The organism is Streptomyces sp. NPDC000880, from assembly GCF_053599675.1.
Map to the genome: position 1 here is coordinate 1 of NZ_JBSFMS010000026.1, position 16,942 is coordinate 16,942.

Genomic DNA, 16,942 nt, shown 5'->3' on the forward strand with positions numbered 1-16,942 from the left:
CCGGCCGTCCCGCCACTTGTGACCGTTCCGCCGGCGGTGACCGTCGCGGTTGCTGCCGGCTCCGCGGCGGGCGCGACCTGCACCTGGCCCCAGGCGCGTTGGCGGGTCAGCGCGTGATGGTGAAGTGGTCCACCCGCTCGCCGGTCTCCGCGAGTGCGGAGACCTTCAGCTCCGGGCGCTTCCCCGTCGTCACCTCGACGGCGAGGAACGAGAACCCGGTGTAGCGCACCCGTGACCACTCCACGGCCTCGGTGGCCTTCACGCCGTCCTTGTCCCAGTGGTACGACGGCACGCTCTCGAGGTCGGCGACATGGCCCTCGTAGCTGTCCGGCACCGGGAAGCTGTACAGCGCCTTACCCGCGCCGCCCGCAGTGACGTACACGATGCCGTCCCGTACCGAGCTGATGGACTCGCCGATCGGCACCGTGCGCTTGATGCCGCCGCCGCGCAGCGCGTCGGTGCGCTCGTACACATGGTTGTGGCCGTTGACGACCAGGTCCACGCTGTGCTTGTCGAAGAGCGGCACCCACGCGTCGCGGACGCCGCCGTCGGAGGCGTGCTGGTTCGTCGTCGAGAAGGCGCAGTGGTGGAAGAACACCACGATGAAGTCAATGTCCTTGTTCTTGCGCAGCTCGCCCAGGCGCTGGTCCAGCCAGCGCGTCTGAGCGCCGCCCGTGTAGCCGGTGTTGGCGCGGATCTCGGTGGAGACGTCATTGGCGTCCAGGGCCACCACACCGACATTGCCGTACGTGAAGGCGTAGACGCCCGGCGACTTCACGGGGTCCAGGCCGCCGTCCGGCAGGGTCCAGCGCGCGTTCTGCCCGCCGTAGCCGTTGGGGGAGTACCAGGCCTCCATGTCGTGGTTGCCGGTGGTCACCATCCACGGCACCCGCGAGGCCACGGTCTCGGTCTGCGCCAGGAACTGGTCCCAGACGCGCGCGTCATAGACGTCCGTGCTCAGGCCCTGGCCACTGGGGTCGGCGTAGCAGATGTCTCCCGCGTGCAGATGGAAGACCGGGTTCTGGCCGAGGATCACCTGGTCGTTGGCGAGGGCGTCGTACGAGACACCCTGGTCGCCGAAGGCGGTGAAGACGAACGACTCGGCGTGGGACGGAGCCGTGCGGAAGCTGCTGACGGTGTTGATGTTACGGGCGTCCGCCGGGTCGAAGCCGTCGTGGCCCACGCCGTAGTAGTACGTCGTACCGGGACGCAGCCGCTCCAGCGAGACATGCAGGTAGTACTGGTCCACCGCGGGCAGCTTGGCCGACAGCGACGGCGTGTGCAGCGACCGTACCTCCGCCTGGAACTTCTGGCTCAGTTCCCAAGGTCGCAGACCCACCCGCAGATAGGGGTTCTTCACCGCGAACGGCACCTGCCAGGAGACCGCCATCTTCGTCTTGGGGTCGGAGCCGAAGGCCAGGTGCCGGCCGAAGGGGGCCACCAGCGCCCCGTCGACCCGGGGGGCGGCCGACGACGGCAGGAAGGAGCGGGCGGAGGTGGCCGCGCTCGCGGTGGTGGCGCTGGAGCCGAGCAGTCCGGCGCCGGCGACGGCGCCGGCGGCCAGGGATCCGGCCCGCAGCAGTCCGCGGCGGCCGATGCGGGCGCGCAGATACTCGTGCTGCTCCGGCATCGTCATACGGGAGGCGAGGTCGTCGGGGATCCCGACCCGGGGTGTATCCATGGGCAAACCGTTACAGCGGTGGGTGGCGGATACATGTATCACGGTCGTCCAGTTGACGACCTAATCGCAATGTGTCCACCAAATGGACCTATGGCCGACCCCTGGTCGATACCGCCCGGAGAACCGACGGGAGGCAGAGGCCTGGCGTGGGTGGGTGGCCCCTGCCTCCCCCGGCGTCGCAGGTCAGCCGTGGGTGACCTGGAGTTCCTTGATGCCGTTCAGCCAGGCCGAGCCAGCCGGCGCGGGCCGCCCGCGAGGTGCAGGTCGGGCAGGACGTCGGCTAACGCGTTGAAGATCAGGTCCTCGCACCTGGGGTGAAACGCCCCGGGGCTTGACAAGACCTGTTCGTACAGATGGGGGCGTAGATCGGTGAGTTTGTCTGGGTTTCTGGCGTCTGCTATTCCGCTTCGTACAGGCCAAAAGGCCTGTGGGACGGCTCACCCTGGAGGGACCCTGTCGGGGGTCTGAAATGTGACCTGCGCCTCGAAGTTGGCGCGTCGGGTGGCTCGGCGCAGCGCCTTGAGGACGGTCGAGCCGATGGTGAGGGTCAGTACGACCGTGAGCACGGCGCGGCCCAGGTCCCAGCCGAACGACGTCGCCGCGCAGTAGGCGAGGAAGCGGACCAGGTTCTCGTGGACTGGATCGCCGGGGTGGAAGGAGATGCCGGAGGAGAGGCCGCCGATGTACGTCCAGCCCTGGAGGTTCATCACGGTGCCGTAGGCGAACGCGGCGACGGCTCCGTACACGCCAAGCATCAGCAGCTCCGCGCGGCCGCGCAGCCGGTCCGGGCCGGGCAGGAGCCCCGCGCCCATCGTGAACCAGCCCATCGACAGCATCTGGAACGGCATCCACGGGCCTACACCGCCGGTGAGCAGGGCGGACGCGAACATCGTGACCGAGCCGAGTACGAAGCCGAAGCCCGGGCCGAGGACCCGGCCGCTCAGCACCATCAGGAAGAACATGGGCTCCAGGCCCGCGGTGCCCGCGCCGAGGGGGCGCAGGGCAGCCCCGACCGCGGCAAGCACGCCGAGCATCGCCACCGCCTTGGCGTCCATCCCGGTGTCGGCGATCGTCGCGACGACGACGGCCACGAGGAGCGGGAGCAGCGCGGCGAAGAGCCAGGGGGCGTCGGCGGAGTGGGCGAGCCCGGAGTCGGCGTCCGCGAGCAGCGGCCAGCCGAAGGCGATGACGCCGATAGCGCTGATCAGGGCGAGAGCGGCGATGGAGCGGGGGCCGAGGCGTACGGCGCGGGCCTGGGGCGTGGTCATAGCGCCTCCCGGACCTGGGCCACGGTCAGCCACTGCTGAGGGGCCAGGACCTTGGCGACCTGCGGCGCGAAGGCGGGGGAGGAGACGACGACCTCGGCGGTCGGGCCGTCCGCGAGGATCTCGCCGTCGGCGAGGATCACCACCCGGTGCGCGAGCTCGGCCGCCAGCTCCACGTCGTGGGTGGCCAGGACGATGGCGTGCCCTTCGGCGGCCAGGGCCTTGAGGATGCCGACGAGGCGGGCCTTCGCCGCGTAGTCCAGACCGCGGGTCGGCTCGTCGAGGAGGAGCAGCGGGGGCCGCCCGGTGAGCACGATGGCCAGCGCGAGGGCGAGGCGCTGCCCTTCGGAGAGGTCGCGGGGGTGGGTCGCGTCCGGCACGCCGGGCAGCAGCTCGCTGACCAGGGCCCGGCAGGAGCCGGGGGCGGCGTTCGCGTCGGCGTCGGCGGCCGCGCACTCGGCGGCCACCGTGTCCGCGTACAGCAGATCGCGCGGCTCTTGCGGGACGAGGCCGACCTGGCGGACGAGCTCGCGGGGGTGGGTGCGGTGGGGGGTGCGGCCGCCGACGAGGACGGTGCCGGAGGTGGGCTCGACCATGCCGACGAGGGCGGCGAGGAGGGTGGACTTTCCGGCGCCGTTGCGGCCCATGAGGGCGATGGTCTCGCCGGGGGCGACGGAGAGGGCGAGCCGGCGGAGAGCCTCGATGCGCCCGCGCCGAACGCCGAGCGCGCGGACCTCGGCGAGCGGGGCGCCCGGGCTGGGGCTCCGTCCCGGACCCCTCCCCGGACCCTTCCCCCTACGCCCTGGCGGGCGTGGGGGGACCCCCACCTCAATCGCCGGCGGGGCTCCATTGGAGCCCGTCCGGCGGGAAAACAAGCCCGTCCGGCGATTGAGGACTGGGGGTCCGGGGGCGAAGCCCCCGGTAAAGGGAAGGGGCGGAGTGGGGGAAAGCCCCGTCAGGTGGTCCCGCAACGCACCCGCCCGACGCCGCGCGTCCCGCACCGACAGCGGCAGCGGGTCCCAGCCCGCGAGCCGACCCAGCGCCACCACCGGCGGATGCACCGGCGAGATCGCCATGATCTGTGCCGGCGCCCCGATCACCGGGGGCGTCCCGGGCGCGGGCAGCAGGATGACCTGGTCCGCGTACTGCACTACCCGCTCAAGGCGGTGCTCGGCCATCAGGACCGTCGTGCCCAGGTCGTGGACCAGACGCTGGAGGACAGCCAGCACCTCCTCCGCCGCCGCCGGGTCCAGCGCCGACGTCGGCTCGTCGAGGATCAGGACCTTCGGGTGCGGCGTGAGCACCGAGCCGATCGCGACGCGCTGCTGCTGACCGCCGGAGAGCGTGGCGATCGGGCGGTCGCGAAGCTCGGCCAGGCCGAGCAGGTCGAGGGTCTCCTCGACGCGGCGGCGCATCACCTCGGGGGCGAGGCCCAGCGACTCCATGCCGTACGCCAACTCGTCCTCGACCGTGTCGGTGACGAAGTGGGCGAGCGGGTCCTGGCCCACCGTGCCGACAAGATCGGCGAGTTCGCGGGGCTTGTGGGTGCGCGTGTCGCGGCCGTCGACGGTGACGCGGCCGTGGAGAGAGCCCCCGGTGAAGTGCGGGACGAGCCCGGACACGGCGCCGAGCAGCGTCGACTTGCCGACACCGGACGGACCGACGAGGAGCACCAACTCGCCTTCGGGGACGGTCAGATCGACGTCGCGGATCGCGGGAGCGTCGGCGTCGCCGTACGTCACCGATACCTCTTCGAAGCGGATCACGGGGTCTCCTTCGAGGGGAGCGGGGCCACGAAGGCGGGGAGCAGGCCGATCAGGACGCTCGCGGCGGGCCACAGTGGCAGCGTCGGCGCGGTCAGCGGTATGACGCCCGGGTGCAGCGCCTCCGGGGCGTATGTACCCGCCCTGATCAGCAGCGCGGCGACGGCCGCGCCGGAGCCGGCGATCAGCCAGGAGCGCGGGCCGAAGCGGTCGGGGCGGTAGCGGGTGCGTACGGAGCGGCGGCCGCCGAGCCACAGGCCCGCGAGGGCGGCGAGTAGCCCGGCGACGAGGAGCGGCAGACCGTACGACGCGCCCGCGGCGGCCAGCAGTCCGTACGAACCCGCGCAGACGCCGAGGAGTCCGCCGAGGGTGAGGACGGTCGTCGTCCGGCGTACGGCGGGTGGGACCTGGGCGGTACGCCCGTATCCGCGCGCGTCCATCGAGGCCGCGAGCGCGACGGAGCGCTCCAACGCGCCCTCCAGGACGGGCAGTCCGATCTGGGCGATCGCCTTGATGCCGCCGGTGGGGCGGCCGCGCAGACGCCGGGCGGTACGCAGGCGTACGACGTCGGCGACCATGTTCGGCGCGAACGTCATGGCGACGACGACAGCGACGCCGGCCTCGTACAGGGCGCCCGGCAGCGACTTGAGCAGCCGCGCCGGATTCGCGAGCGCATTCGCGGCGCCCACGCAGATCAGCAGGGTCGCCAGCTTGGCGCCGTCGTACAGAGCGAAGACCAACTGTTCGGCCGTGACCCGGCCACCGACACGGACGCCCTTCGCCCAGTCGGGCAGCGGCACTTCGGGCAGCGTGAACAGGGTTTGCGTACCGGGGATCGGGGAGCCGAGGAAGACCGAGAAGAGCAGCCGGACGACGAGCACGGCGAGGCCGAGCTTGACGAAGGCGCCGTAGGAGCGGGCCCAGGGGGCGTCGGTGCGGCGGGCGGCGACGACGTATCCGGCGACGCCGACGAGGAGGCCGAGGAGGAGGGGGTTGGTGGTCCGGGACGCGGCGGTGGCAAGCCCGAGGGCCCACAGCCACCAGGCCCCGGCATGGATGGCGTTGCTCCGATTCGCCTCGGGCGCGCGGAGCCGGAGTCTGCGGGTCGCCTCCGGCGCGGGGGTGCGGGTCGCGGGTTCCGGGTTGGTCGGTGCTGTGCGGTGCGGGTTCTGGGGTGTGGCGCCTGCGGCGAGGGTGGGGGTTTCGGGGTGCGTCGCCGGTGTCGCTGTGTGCGGGCTTCGGGGTGTGGCGCCTGCGGCGGGGATACGGGACGCGGCTTCCGCAGTGGTCGGGCCCGGCGGCCGGGTTCGCCCGCGAGGCCACCCACCGGACAGCAACCACCAACGCCCCCTGGCCCACGGCAACCACGGACCCGGTACCGGCCCCGTCGGGCTGGACTCCTCGGGGCCGGCGGCGTACTGGCCGTTGCCCAGTGCCCCGGTGATTGCCGCCGATCCCCTGCGGGGCCCACCCTGCACGGCCTCTCCCCACCGGGACGGGACGGCCGCGGGCGCGTTCCTGTCGGGGGTCGCCCGCGAAGCCACCCATCGGAGAGTAACCATCAACGCCCCCAGGCCCACGCTCACCGCGGACCTGGGTACCTGCGGCGGCGGGACTGCCACACAGCCGCCACGCCCAGCGCGAGGACTGCCGCGAGGCCCGCCAGCATGCCCACCGATGGGCCGCTGTTGTCGTCGGCGGCGTCCGCCTTGGTCGCGGCCGGGGCCTTCGGCCCCGTTGCCGCGACCTGCTCGCCGCAGCCCGTCTCCGGGTAGCCCGAGATCGCGCAGAGCAGCGCCTGGCTGTTGTACCGCAGCGGCTTCGCCACCTCCGCCAGCGCCTCCGCGGTCGTCGCGTCCGGCCGCACCTGCGCGCACGCCACCCGTGACGCCGGGGGTGTCTCGCCCGAGGGGGCGTCCGCCTGCGTGCCGGAGTCGATGACGAGCGCGATCCGCTTCGCGCCCGACTTCGGTCGCGTACCGCCGCAGATCGCCTCGAAGTCCGCAGCCGTACGCGGCTTCGCCGAATCTGCGCTGTCCTCGCTCACCGAGAAGCGGAAGCCGTTCACCGAGCCGTCCGCGGGCTTAGCCGTCGCGGGGCCCTCTGTCGCGTACGTCCATGTGCCGCCGCTGCTCTGCCAGAACGACCAGTAGCGGTAGCCGGCCGCCTGCGCCGGCCCCGCGCCCAGCACCGTCAGTGCGGTGCCGAGCGCGAGGACCAGGGCGAGCAGACGCGTACGCATCAGCGCTGCTGGTTCTTGCGGCGGCCGCTGAAGAGGATGCCCGCGCCGACGCTGGCGACGAAGAACGCGCCGACGATCCACCACACCCCGTCGCCCGAGCCGGAGTCGGAGGAGCCGGAGTCCTTCTTGTCAGCGGCCGCCTCGGGCTTCTCCGGCGCCGGGCCCGTCGCGTTCAAGCCCGCCACCAGGTTCGTACCGCCGAAGCTCTTCGGATCCGCGCCGGCCGCGTGCGCCGCCAGGATGAGCTGGGCGTAGGCCGCGGGGCCTGACTCCTTCGCCCAGGCCGCGGAGTTCTGCTGCAGCCACGCGAGCGGCTTCCTCGCCTCGTCGCCCAGGCCCTGCGCGGTCAGCGCGACGACCGCGTCCGCCGTGTTCCCGAAGTCCGGCTTCGGCTTCGGGTCGGTCGCGCCCGGCATCGGCGGGGTGTCCAGGTGTCCCGTCTTGGCGAGCGCGGTCGCGAGATACGCCGCGCCGTTGTGCGCCGAGCCCTCGAGGGTCGTCGACTTCTCGCAGACCGTGCCCTTCGCGTCCTTCGCGCCCGCGGTCACGACAAGCCCCTTGCCGTGCGCCCCGAGCACCGCGGCCGCCGTGGAGTCGGCGACGATCCCCGGCTGCTTCGGCTGGAAGACGAACGCCCCGCCGTCCTTCCCGCCGCACGGCTGTGCGAACGTCAGCAGTGCGTCGTACGGTGTCTTGCCGCCCTTCGACTTCGCTTCGTCCGGCTTCTCGCCTGCCGCCGCGAGCGCGCCGACAACTATGGAGGTGGAGTTCGCGTCGCTGGCCCCGCCCGGGTTGTAGCCCCAGCCGCCGTCCGCGTTCTGGACGGACTTCAGCCAGCCGACCGCCTTCTTCACGGTGGCGTCCTGCCCCCCGAGCGCGGCGAGCGCCTGCACGGCGGCCGCGCTTGCGTTGGAGTCCAGCGGCAGCTTCGCGTCGCACGGCTTGGTCGCGTCGGCGCGGTACGAGGGGAAGGCCCCGTTGTCGCACGGCTGCCCGGTCAGCCAGTCCACCGCCTTCGCCGCAGGCTTAAGGCCGACCGTGTCCTGCGCGAGCAGCGCCAGCGACTGCCGCCAGACTCCGTCGTAGGTCGGATCGCCCGTGCCGTACAGGCCGGACGGCAGCACGGTGGAGGGCGTCGGGGTCGGCGCTGCGATCGCGGCCGGTGCGGCGGCCGAGGCGATTGCCATGCCGAGTACGGCGGAGGCGGCGAGCGCTGCGGCGCTGCGGCGAAGGGTGGTCATGGCGGGCTGGGCCTCTCCTGCGGGAGCCGGGCACAGGCACGCTGAGGCACCAGGGCTCGGCTCCGTATCCTCGACGGTGCCTGCCACCGGCGGTTCCGGTGGCGACGAGCCGGTCACGACCGCGTACGAGGCATTCCGACTCGCCGCCTGTGACGGCGGCTCACGGCTGCGGGTCAGTGCCGGATTTGCGCCGGCTTCCCCCCGTACGGGCATGATGACGACTCGCTCACTCTACCGGCCGGTCGCGGGCGATGCCCGGAGCCGCTGTCTGGCGAGGCTGCGCAGCCCACTCCCGCACGGTGGCGACGTAGATGAGCCCGAGTTCGACCCGGCGTCCGACCCGCGGCCTGTGGTGGCACTGGTCGCCGACCAAACTGAGCCCCGTTGGCCGCCCTCCCCCTATACCTTCGGGCGCATGGCTGACGAGATCTTCAAACACCCGCGGCTGGCTGCAATTTACGACCCGCTCGATCCCGATCGCAGCGACCTGGATGCCTACCTCCACCTCGCAGAGCAGTTCGGTGCGGGGCGGGTGCTGGACATCGGCTGCGGCACAGGCGTATTCGCACTCCTGCTGGCTGATTGCGGGATCGAGGTCGTCGGTGTTGATCCCGCCCAAGCCTCCATCGATGTGGCCCGGGGCAAGCGGGGCAGCGATCGGGTTCGCTGGATCTGCGGTGACGCGACAGCGCTTCCGCCGTTGCAGGTCGACCTCGTCACCATGACGGCGAACGCTTCCCAGGAAATCGTCGCCCCGAGCACATGGCAGAAGACACTGAAAGGCGCTTACGAAGCACTCCGGCCGGGTGGGCATCTCGTATTCGAGACTCGGGATCCGTCCAAGCGCGCCTGGGAAACGTGGAACCTCGAAACCTCGTACGGCGTCACGAACATTCCGGACGTCGGTGCGGTCGAGAGCTGGGTCGAGTTGATCGAGGTCACCGGACCGCTGGTGACATTTCGCTGGAACTACGTGTTCGCTGCGGACGGGCAGATGCTGACGTCCGATTCAACCCTGAGGTTCCGTGAGCGGCAGGAAGTCGAGGCGGACCTGATCGCGCATGAATATGTACTGCAAGAAGTGCGCGACGCACCCGATCGGCCAGGCAAGGAGTTCGTCTTCGTCGCTCTCCGGCCGGCGCCGTGATCGACGGATCATGACTGAACCGACGGAGGTTCGGTCGTTCCTGACAACAGTCCGACGCTCGAGAGGCGCGCCTCCCCCTGCGCAATGGCCCCGCCTCAGGAGGGCCGCTGCCACATCCGCAGCTAACTAGAACTGGTTCTAATGATTCGCCCAAGTCGACTGTGTTACTGGGGGGTTGGCTGACCTGCGACGATTCGCCGGCGCGAGGCATCTGTCGGGCGACGCCTGAAGACCTCTTTTCTCCCAGCAGTCCTTAACCCACATGTCGCCGATCGATCATCTACAACAGCGGCTGGAGTTTCCCCAAGCCGAACAAGCTCGCGGGCATGACTTCCAACTCCCGCTATGTATCCGGGCTGAAGCGTGCCGCGTTGGTCACGACGGCAGCTACGACTGCCGTTTTGTCCCTCGTCCTCGCTCCGGCCAGCCAAGCCGCATCCGCTGAAGCGCGCCTTCCGTTGGGCGATGCCAATCTGTCGGAGACTCGCAGCAGACAGACCTTGGCCGACGGCGTCACACTGACCCGCATCGTCCGTGGGACCGAGCCCGCTCCGGCCGACCAGATCAACACCACGACGCGTGGCCCCTGGGTCGTCAACGTGTTGACGATCGACCCCAAGAAGACCCGCGGGCACCTGAAGGCCACCTACGGACCGGACCTGGCCAAGGTTGAGAAGACCACCGACCTCGTTCGCTCCTCCGGGGCCCTGGCCGGAGTCAACGCCTCCTTCTTCACCTTCACCGCCAGTGCGCAGTACCCCGGCGACCCGGTGGGCCTGGGCCTGTTCGGTGGAAAGCTCCTCAGCGAGCCCGTCAACGACAGCGCTGAGGCCAACTTCGTCGTGGACGCCAAAACCAACCGGGTCCTCATGGGCAAGCTGAGCTGGTCCGGTGGCGTGCAGAACAAGAAGACCATGGCCACGCTGCCGCTGGAGTTCATCAACCACCCGCCGGTCGTTCCGGCCGCTTGCGCCGGTCTCGCCGACCAGACCCAGTGCACCGTGCCCGGCGATGTAGTGAAGTTCACCCCGGAGTTCGCCGAGGCCACGCCGTCCGGAGCGGGTCTGGAGGTCGTCCTCGACAAGCACGACTGCGTGGTGCGTACGTCGACGACCCGTGGCACGGCGCTGAAGGACGGTCAGACGTCCCTGCAGGCGACGGGCCGGGACGCGGCGTCCCTGCTGCAGGTAGCGGGAAAGGGATGCCTCAAGGAGACCTCCACCCTGGTCAACGAGCAGGGTAAGAAGCTCACGCCGAGCAAGGGGATGTTCGGCGTGACCGGCCGCTACCGGCTCACGGCGGACGGCGAGATAGTGGTGCCGGCCGGTTCGGACAGCTTCTTCGCGCGCAACCCCCGCACCATCGCCGGCACGACGAAGGACGGGAAGATCGTGCTCGCGACGATCGACGGCCGCATGACCACCAGCGTCGGCACCACGATGGACGAGACGGCTGCCGTCGCTGACGCGCTGGGCATGTACAACGCGGTCAATCTCGACGGCGGCGGCTCCACCGCCATGTCGGTCAAGGGCGCACTGGTCAACCAGCCGAGCGGGACGAGTGAGCGGGCCGTCGGTGACGCCCTTGTCTTCATGAACACCCCGTACCACCGCAGCGAGGGCTGACGCTGTCGGCACCGCGATGACTGGCCCGGGCCTCTTGGCCCGGGCCAGTCCTGTTCACCGGGGCATCGTGGGGCGGATGGCCGCCGGGGGCGGAGCGGTGCCGGGCGGCGGTGACGATCAGCGCGGCGCCCGCGATGAGCACCGCGAGTGCCGCCAGGGCTGCGGTGATCCATCCCGTGCCCACCAGTGCATCGGCGAGGGGGCGTTGGGTATCGACCAGGCGTAGGGCGTAGCCGATGAGCAGGAATATCACCGCCGCCGCGACGGACAGGATCGGAGCGACCACAGTCAGCGCCGCCAGCAGCCCGCGGCCACCCGTCGAAGCATCCACCTCTTGTGGGCGCTCAAGACGGCGGTCCGCGGAACTTACGGCCGCGGGCCCGCAGTCGGAAGTAGGCGGTGTACTCGGCGGCAGCCGCAGCCGAGATGGCCTCGGTCGCGGCCGGCGCCTGGATGCGCAGACGCCCGGCGTCGAACTGCACGCCGGGGCGCCTCAGGACCTCGCGGATTTCCGGGGTGTCCAGGGCGAGGCGCAGCACCTGCTCGAAGTCTGTTCTGTCTTCCGCCTCGAGGTGGTCAGGCGCATGCATCGAAGAGTCCCCCGATCGTGTCTGTCCACGGGCCACCAGCCGCGACCGCGGGCTTGCCGCGCTCGCCGGATTGCGGGCAGACGGGAAGGTGCATCGCGGATGCCGACGTGGTGACGTCCTGTTCCGGTGAGGCGGCAGTCCCTAGAATCTACAGCACTGTAGAAGTTGCTGGGGGTGACCGCGGCCACCTCGCGCGGCAGGCGGCCGGGCCACCACTCAGTACGATGAACCACCCAGGCAGCGTGTGGGCACCACGGCGGGAGGGGATGGACGTGACGCACCAGAACAAGGGCGGTCTGGACCAGCCGAGTCGGCGCGGCCAGGGCGAGCTGGAAGCACAGGTGCTGTCCACGCTGCGTCAGGCCTCGGGGCCCGCGACCGCGGCCTGGGTGCAGGAGCGGCTCGGAGGCAGCCTCGCCTACACCACGGTGATGACCATCCTGACCCGCCTGCATGCCAAGGGGGCAGTGGCCCGGCAGCGCGCGGGCCGGTCCTTCCAGTGGACTCCGACCGCGGACGAGGCGGGACTGGCTGCGTTGCGCATGCGGAAGGTCCTGGACGCCGAGGCGGACCGGGAGGCGGTCCTGGCCAGCTTCCTGACCGCCCTGACGCCGGGCGACGAACAGCTGCTGCGTGACCTGCTGGCCCAGGCGACCGACGAGCCGGAAGAGTAGGTGTCATGGGCGTCTTCGTCTTCCTGCCCCTGGTGCTGCCCTTAACTGCCTGGCCCATCGCACGTCTGGCCGCGCACCATCTGCACCCGCGTACCGCGACCCGGCTGCTGTCCGCGGTCGCGGGGGTGCTTGCGGTGTGCAGCACGCTGTGTCTGGCGCTGCTGGTGGTGGTCGGTACCGCGCAGCTGCCGGGTAATCCGCTCCCCGACGGCTGGTCGGACCCGGAGGTGCGCGAGGCGGTGCCCTACGACGAGGTGGCGGGCAAGGCCGCCATCCCCGCCCTCATCGTGGTGATCACGGCCTGTGTGAAGGCGTCGTGGCGGCATCAGCGCGTGCGCCGTAGCGCCGAACGCGCGCTGATCGGACTGCCCGATACGCCGGTGGCGGTGCTGCCCGACGGCGTGCCCTACGCCTACGCGCTGCCCGGCAGACGGGGCCGGATCGTGGTGTCCACGGCGCTGCTGACGTGCCTGGACGCGCCGGAGCGGCGCGCGCTGTTCGCACACGAGCGGGCCCACCTGACCTGCCGTCACCACTGGTTCCTGCTCACCGTGCAGCTGGCTGCACGGGCCAACCCGTTCCTGCGGCCTTTGCGCACCGCTGTGACCTACACCGTGGAGCGGTGGGCGGACGAGGACGCCGCCGACGCGGTGGGCAACCGGCGGGTGATGGCCCGCGCCATCGGCAAGGCCGCACTGGTCTCCCGCGGCGCGCCCGCGGCGACGCTCGCCGGCATGGCCGCGCCGGGTCCGGTGCCGCGCCGGGTCGCGGCCCTGCTCGGCCCGGCCCCTGCCGCGCGCACCTGGCCGTCCGTCTTCACAGGCGTGGGCATGGCAACCTGGGCCGCCGCAGCCGGTACGACGGTCTCGGCCCTGTCCTCGGCGAATTCGGCGGTCACCTTGTTCTTCGTCCTGAAGGCGGCCACGTCGCTGTGACAGTGGGGTTTCCGCAACAAAGGTGAGGGGCGTTCCGGCCGGGCCGGAACGCCCCTCACCTTCGAATCCGGGTTTACAGGTCGAACTCGTGGGGCTGCAGGTCGAGCGTGAAACAGGCTTCGCGGACGATGGCCTGTTCGGTCTTGTCGAAGTCGCCGTCGGCGCCGCCGATGACGATACCGATCTGGATGACGGCGCGGGCCTCGGCGGGCTTCTTCTTCGCCTTGGCGATCTCTTGGAGCACGCTCACCTTGCCGAAGTCGAAGTCGGCGGTGAGCTTGTTCAGGTTCTCGTCGAAGCGGCGCTGCAGGTCGTCGGCGGGGAAGTTCTGCAACACCTCGTTGCCGGCGATGAGCTGGGCAACCCGGCGGCGTTCGGACGGGTCGATAGTGCCGTCGGCGGCCGCGACCAGCGCGCACATCGCCATGCTCGCGTCGCGGAACGCGCCGCTCTTGAGATCGTTCTTTTTGGCGTTGAGCTGGGTCTGCATCGTCGATGCGGATTCCTTGATGCGATCCCACAGTGCCATGAGGACTCCGTACGGGTCAGGGGCTGTCCGGACCGTATGGGGGCGGCCCGGACCACCGCTTCTTCTACAACAGTGTAGAAGCTATCAGGGGCGGCAGGAGCACCTCGGTCCTCTCTGGTGGCCGCCAGCGTGGTGACCCCCGTGGTGGCTGACGGGGAAGCGGGTGAGCGCGTCGTGGCTGCCCGGGAACATCCGGGCCGCCTCTCGCTTTTTCTACACGCGTGTAGAAACATAATGGTTGGGACTCCCTGCCGGGGTCGCATCCCGTCCGCCCGGCGGGGAAGGTCCGAAAAGAGCCCAGGGGAGGCCGCAAGGCCGTCCGACCAGGAGCCTTTGCGGATCCTTTACCGTAAGGTCGGGGACACTGTCCCACCCCGAACCACCCCCGAATCACACCGGATCCGCCCGATCCGCCGAGCCGAGAAGGAGCAGCAGACCCGCAATGGGTGAGCCTCCCAGTATCAGCCGTGCCACAGCCCGCCCGCAGCCTTTGAGTCAGGGACCGGGGGTGGCACGGTGACCGAAGTACTCCTGTTGCTCCTTGCTCTTGCCCTGACCCTCGCCTGCGCGGTGTTCGTCGCGGCTGAGTTCTCCCTGACCACTGTCGAGCGCAGCGAGCTCGAACGCGCCGCCGCGGTCGACGAGCGAGGCGCCGCCAGTGCGCTGAAGGCCGCCAAGCGGCTGACCTTCCAGCTCTCCGGCGCCCAGCTGGGCATCACGGTGACCTCACTGGTCATCGGCATGCTCGCCGAACCGTCGCTGGCCGCGCTGCTGCGCGGCCCGCTGGAAGTCGTCGGTCTGCCGGCAGGGGCGGTCTCCACTGCCGCGACCCTGCTGGGCGTCACCATAGCCACGGTGGTGCTGATGGTGGTCGGTGAGCTGGTGCCGAAGAACTGGGCGATCTCCAGCCCACTGGCCGTGGCCAAGGTCGTGGCGGGCCCGCAGCGCGGCTTCACCGCCGCCTTCGCCCCGTTGATCCGGCACCTGAACAACACCGCGAACCATCTCGTCCGGCGCTTCGGCCTGGAGCCGCAAGAAGAGCTGGCCTCCGCCCGCACGCCCGAGGAGCTCGTCGCGCTCGCACAGCACTCCGCACGGGAAGGCGCGATGGAGAAGGACTCGGCCGAGCTGTTCGTTCGCACCCTGCACCTGGGCACGCTGACCGCGGAGAATGTCATGACGCCGCGCGTGGACGTCCAAGCCCTGGGAGCCCACGCCACCGCCACGGACGCCACCAATCTGACCCTGGCCACCGGCCTGTCCCGGTTCCCGGTCTACCGCGACAGCCTGGACCAGGTGATCGGCACCGTCCACATTCGCGACGTCCTCGCCCTCGATGAGGACAAGCGTGACCACACCCCTGTGACAGACCTGGCCACCGAGCCGCTCCTGGTGCCCGACTCGCTGCCCGTGGACCGCCTCCTTCAGCGGCTGCGGGAGAGCCGCACCATGGCTGTCGTCATTGACGAGTACGGAGGCACCGCCGGAGTCGCCACTGTCGAGGACATCGTCGAGGAGGTCGTCGGCGAGGTCCGCGATGAGCACGACCCGCACGAACAGCCCGACCTGATGCCCGTCGAGCCGTCACCTGACGGCCGCGCGGTGTGGGAGGCGGACGGCAGTATCCGCCTGGACCAGCTCGAAGAGATCGGTCTCGCGGCTCCCGAGGGCCCGTACGAGACCCTGGCCGGGCTGATCGCCACCCGGCTGGAGCGCCTCCCGACCCTGGCCGACCGGATCGAGGTGGACGGCTGGCAGTTCGCCGTTCTCCACGTCGAGCACCACCGTGCCGACCGGGTCCGCATCACCGCCACCGTCCCGCGGAGCGCGAAGGAAGCCCGATGACCACTGTCCAGCTTCTGATCGGCGCGCTGACGCTCATCACCAACGCGTTCTTCGTCGGCGCCGAGTTCGCCCTGATCTCCGTACGCCGCAGCCAGATCGAACCCCAGGCGCGCAAGGGCAACCGGCGTGCGAAGCCCACCCTGTGGGGCCTGGAACACCTCTCCGCCGTCATGGCCACCGCCCAGCTCGGCATCACTGTCTCCTCGCTGGTGCTCGGCGCGGTCGCCGAGCCGGCCATCGCGCACCTGCTGGAGCCGCCGTTCCACGCCATCGGCATACCCGAGGCGTTGATCCACCCCATCGCGTTCGTGATCGCGCTGACGGTGGCGACGTATCTGCACATGCTGATCGGCGAGATGGTCCCCAAGAACATCGCGCTCGCCGCACCGGCGCCGACCGCGCTGCTGCTCGGCCCGCCGCTGGTTGCCCTGACCCACGCGATGCGGCCGGTCATCTTCGGCATCAACGCGTTCGCCAACGCCATCCTGCGCCTGCTCAAGGTGGAGCCGAAGGGCGAGGTCGCCGCCGTCTTCACCGACGACGAACTCGCCCGTCTGGTCAAGGACTCCAGCGAGGCCGGGCTGCTGGACCCCGCAGACGGCGAGCGCCTTCAGGACGCACTGGAACTGGGCACCCGCCCGGTCGGGGAGGTGATGGTGGCGCTGAACAAGATGATCACCGTCGGGGGTGACATCACCCCGCAGCAGCTGGAGCGGGCCGCCGCGGCCTCGGGCTTCTCCCGGCTGCCGGTGACGGGCCCGGGGGACGAGGTGCTGGGCTATCTGCACATCAAGGACGCCCTCGGCGTCGCCGAGCGCACCCGGCCCTTCCAGCGCAGCGCCCTGCACCCGATCATCCGGGTCGAGATCGACAGCCCGCTGGACGACACCATGACCGCCATGCGGGCAGCCGGCACCCACCTGGCGGCCGTCACCGGTGACAAGGGCACCGTCATCGGCTTCGTCACCATGGAAGACGTTCTGGAGGAACTGGTCGGACCTGCTGCCGCCGCCTGACAGCCGGCACACGATCGATGCCCGGCAGGCATCCCTGCCGCCGGGCGTTGGCCAAGACCCGCGCGGTTTCTGGCTCGCGGGTCGGGCCCGACAGCAACGGCGCGTTGACTCGGGCCATGCCCGCGCAGCGGTGACAGTCCTGAAACAGTGTCAGAAAGCGTCGAGTGGCGGGAGGCGGCAGCCATGACCGAGCTTGTGGAACACGGAAAGCTGTTCAACGGCGGGGAGTTGACCGATCCTCTCGGCGGCGACGCCGACGAGGTTGTCTCGCCCCCGGGCGGTGGCCGCCGCACGCAAGGCCTTCGACGAAGGACCCTGGCCGCGGCCCCCGGGCGGTGGCCGCCGCACGCAAGGCCTTCGACGAAGGACCCTGGCCGCGGGCGACGCAG

Annotated in this window: 15 protein-coding genes, 1 pseudogene and 1 riboswitch; of the genes and pseudogenes, 7 read left to right on the top strand and 9 right to left on the bottom strand. The window is 70.7% G+C overall.

Annotated elements, in window-relative coordinates; genetic code table 11:
• Positions 1–106: 106 nt before the first annotated feature.
• From ACWDO5_RS11615 to ACWDO5_RS11640, 6 genes are all read right to left on the bottom strand, one after another.
• Positions 107–1,681, bottom strand: a complete 1,575-nt coding sequence (locus ACWDO5_RS11615) for a purple acid phosphatase family protein (protein ID WP_450530125.1) — start codon at positions 1,679–1,681, stop codon at positions 107–109.
• A gap of 437 nt (positions 1,682–2,118) precedes the next feature.
• Entirely contained in the window at positions 2,119–2,949 is an 831-nt protein-coding gene (locus ACWDO5_RS11620) for an ECF transporter S component (protein ID WP_450530126.1), read from the bottom strand.
• Positions 2,946–4,712 (bottom strand): ABC transporter ATP-binding protein, encoded by a 1,767-nt coding sequence (locus tag ACWDO5_RS11625; protein WP_450530127.1) that lies wholly within the window; start codon positions 4,710–4,712, stop codon positions 2,946–2,948. Before ACWDO5_RS11625 ends, ACWDO5_RS11620 begins: the two co-directional genes overlap by 4 nt.
• Entirely contained in the window at positions 4,709–5,767 is a 1,059-nt protein-coding gene (locus ACWDO5_RS11630) for an energy-coupling factor transporter transmembrane component T (protein ID WP_450530180.1), read from the bottom strand. The genes ACWDO5_RS11625 and ACWDO5_RS11630 overlap by 4 nt, the downstream gene beginning before the upstream one ends.
• A 524-nt stretch (positions 5,768–6,291) precedes the next feature.
• Positions 6,292–6,951, bottom strand: coding sequence for an SCO2322 family protein (locus ACWDO5_RS11635; RefSeq protein ID WP_450530128.1), 660 nt, complete (start codon positions 6,949–6,951; stop codon positions 6,292–6,294).
• Positions 6,951–8,192: a prenyltransferase/squalene oxidase repeat-containing protein gene (locus ACWDO5_RS11640; RefSeq protein ID WP_450530129.1), complete on the bottom strand. Its 1,242-nt coding sequence runs from the start codon at positions 8,190–8,192 to the stop codon at positions 6,951–6,953. Before ACWDO5_RS11640 ends, ACWDO5_RS11635 begins: the two co-directional genes overlap by 1 nt.
• A gap of 129 nt (positions 8,193–8,321) precedes the next feature.
• A riboswitch (cobalamin riboswitch) is annotated at positions 8,322–8,392 on the bottom strand.
• 215 nt (positions 8,393–8,607) lie between these two features.
• On the opposite strand from ACWDO5_RS11640, the gene ACWDO5_RS11645 reads away from it, so the two are divergent.
• Together ACWDO5_RS11645 and ACWDO5_RS11650 are read left to right on the top strand one after the other, a co-directional pair.
• Positions 8,608–9,339: a class I SAM-dependent methyltransferase gene (locus ACWDO5_RS11645; RefSeq protein ID WP_450530130.1), complete on the top strand. Its 732-nt coding sequence runs from the start codon at positions 8,608–8,610 to the stop codon at positions 9,337–9,339.
• Positions 9,340–9,665: 326 nt separating this feature from the next.
• Positions 9,666–10,964: a phosphodiester glycosidase family protein gene (locus ACWDO5_RS11650; RefSeq protein ID WP_450530131.1), complete on the top strand. Its 1,299-nt coding sequence runs from the start codon at positions 9,666–9,668 to the stop codon at positions 10,962–10,964.
• On the opposite strand, the gene ACWDO5_RS11655 is transcribed toward ACWDO5_RS11650, so the two are convergent.
• A complete protein-coding gene (locus ACWDO5_RS11655; RefSeq protein WP_450530132.1) occupies positions 10,930–11,295 on the bottom strand; it encodes a hypothetical protein in 366 nt (121 codons plus the stop codon). The genes ACWDO5_RS11650 and ACWDO5_RS11655 overlap by 35 nt on opposite strands.
• 13 nt (positions 11,296–11,308) lie before the next feature.
• Positions 11,309–11,554 (bottom strand): hypothetical protein, encoded by a 246-nt coding sequence (locus ACWDO5_RS11660; protein ID WP_450530133.1) that lies wholly within the window; start codon positions 11,552–11,554, stop codon positions 11,309–11,311.
• Positions 11,555–11,820: 266 nt separating this feature from the next.
• On the opposite strand from ACWDO5_RS11660, the gene ACWDO5_RS11665 reads away from it, so the two are divergent.
• Both ACWDO5_RS11665 and ACWDO5_RS11670 read left to right on the top strand, forming a co-directional pair.
• Positions 11,821–12,228 carry a BlaI/MecI/CopY family transcriptional regulator gene (locus tag ACWDO5_RS11665; protein WP_450530134.1) on the top strand — a complete coding sequence of 136 codons (408 nt, stop codon included), beginning with the start codon at positions 11,821–11,823 and terminating at the stop codon, positions 12,226–12,228.
• Between the two features lie 5 nt (positions 12,229–12,233).
• Positions 12,234–13,163 (top strand): M56 family metallopeptidase, encoded by a 930-nt coding sequence (locus ACWDO5_RS11670; RefSeq protein ID WP_450530135.1) that lies wholly within the window; start codon positions 12,234–12,236, stop codon positions 13,161–13,163.
• A 73-nt stretch (positions 13,164–13,236) separates the two neighbouring features.
• Here the strand turns inward: ACWDO5_RS11670 and ACWDO5_RS11675 are convergent, their stop codons facing one another.
• A complete protein-coding gene (locus tag ACWDO5_RS11675) occupies positions 13,237–13,692 on the bottom strand; it encodes a tellurite resistance TerB family protein (RefSeq protein ID WP_450530136.1) in 456 nt (151 codons plus the stop codon).
• A gap of 516 nt (positions 13,693–14,208) precedes the next feature.
• On the opposite strand from ACWDO5_RS11675, the gene ACWDO5_RS11680 reads away from it, so the two are divergent.
• From ACWDO5_RS11680 to ACWDO5_RS11690, 3 genes and pseudogenes are all read left to right on the top strand, one after another.
• Positions 14,209–15,537, top strand: coding sequence for a hemolysin family protein (locus tag ACWDO5_RS11680; RefSeq protein ID WP_450530137.1), 1,329 nt, complete (start codon positions 14,209–14,211; stop codon positions 15,535–15,537).
• The gene (locus ACWDO5_RS11685) at positions 15,534–16,553 is read left to right on the top strand and encodes a hemolysin family protein (protein ID WP_450530138.1); all 1,020 of its coding nucleotides are present in this window, start codon (positions 15,534–15,536) and stop codon (positions 16,551–16,553) included. The genes ACWDO5_RS11680 and ACWDO5_RS11685 overlap by 4 nt, the downstream gene beginning before the upstream one ends.
• 183 nt (positions 16,554–16,736) lie before the next feature.
• Positions 16,737–16,933, top strand: a pseudogene (locus ACWDO5_RS11690) (aldehyde dehydrogenase); the annotation flags it as partial.
• Positions 16,934–16,942: the final 9 nt, after the last annotated feature.

What these genes read in the sequence shown, in the direction of transcription:
- ACWDO5_RS11615 (WP_450530125.1), bottom strand. Translation starts at nt 1,681, where the DNA reads ATGGATACACCCCGGGTCGGGATCCCCGACGACCTCGCCTCCCGTATG.
- ACWDO5_RS11620 (WP_450530126.1), bottom strand. Translation starts at nt 2,949, where the DNA reads ATGACCACGCCCCAGGCCCGCGCCGTACGCCTCGGCCCCCGCTCCATC.
- ACWDO5_RS11635 (WP_450530128.1), bottom strand. Translation starts at nt 6,951, where the DNA reads ATGCGTACGCGTCTGCTCGCCCTGGTCCTCGCGCTCGGCACCGCACTG.
- ACWDO5_RS11640 (WP_450530129.1), bottom strand. Translation starts at nt 8,192, where the DNA reads ATGACCACCCTTCGCCGCAGCGCCGCAGCGCTCGCCGCCTCCGCCGTA.
- ACWDO5_RS11645 (WP_450530130.1), top strand. Translation starts at nt 8,608, where the DNA reads ATGGCTGACGAGATCTTCAAACACCCGCGGCTGGCTGCAATTTACGAC.
- ACWDO5_RS11650 (WP_450530131.1), top strand. Translation starts at nt 9,666, where the DNA reads ATGACTTCCAACTCCCGCTATGTATCCGGGCTGAAGCGTGCCGCGTTG.
- ACWDO5_RS11660 (WP_450530133.1), bottom strand. Translation starts at nt 11,554, where the DNA reads ATGCATGCGCCTGACCACCTCGAGGCGGAAGACAGAACAGACTTCGAG.
- ACWDO5_RS11665 (WP_450530134.1), top strand. Translation starts at nt 11,821, where the DNA reads ATGGACGTGACGCACCAGAACAAGGGCGGTCTGGACCAGCCGAGTCGG.
- ACWDO5_RS11670 (WP_450530135.1), top strand. Translation starts at nt 12,234, where the DNA reads ATGGGCGTCTTCGTCTTCCTGCCCCTGGTGCTGCCCTTAACTGCCTGG.
- ACWDO5_RS11675 (WP_450530136.1), bottom strand. Translation starts at nt 13,692, where the DNA reads ATGGCACTGTGGGATCGCATCAAGGAATCCGCATCGACGATGCAGACC.
- ACWDO5_RS11685 (WP_450530138.1), top strand. Translation starts at nt 15,534, where the DNA reads ATGACCACTGTCCAGCTTCTGATCGGCGCGCTGACGCTCATCACCAAC.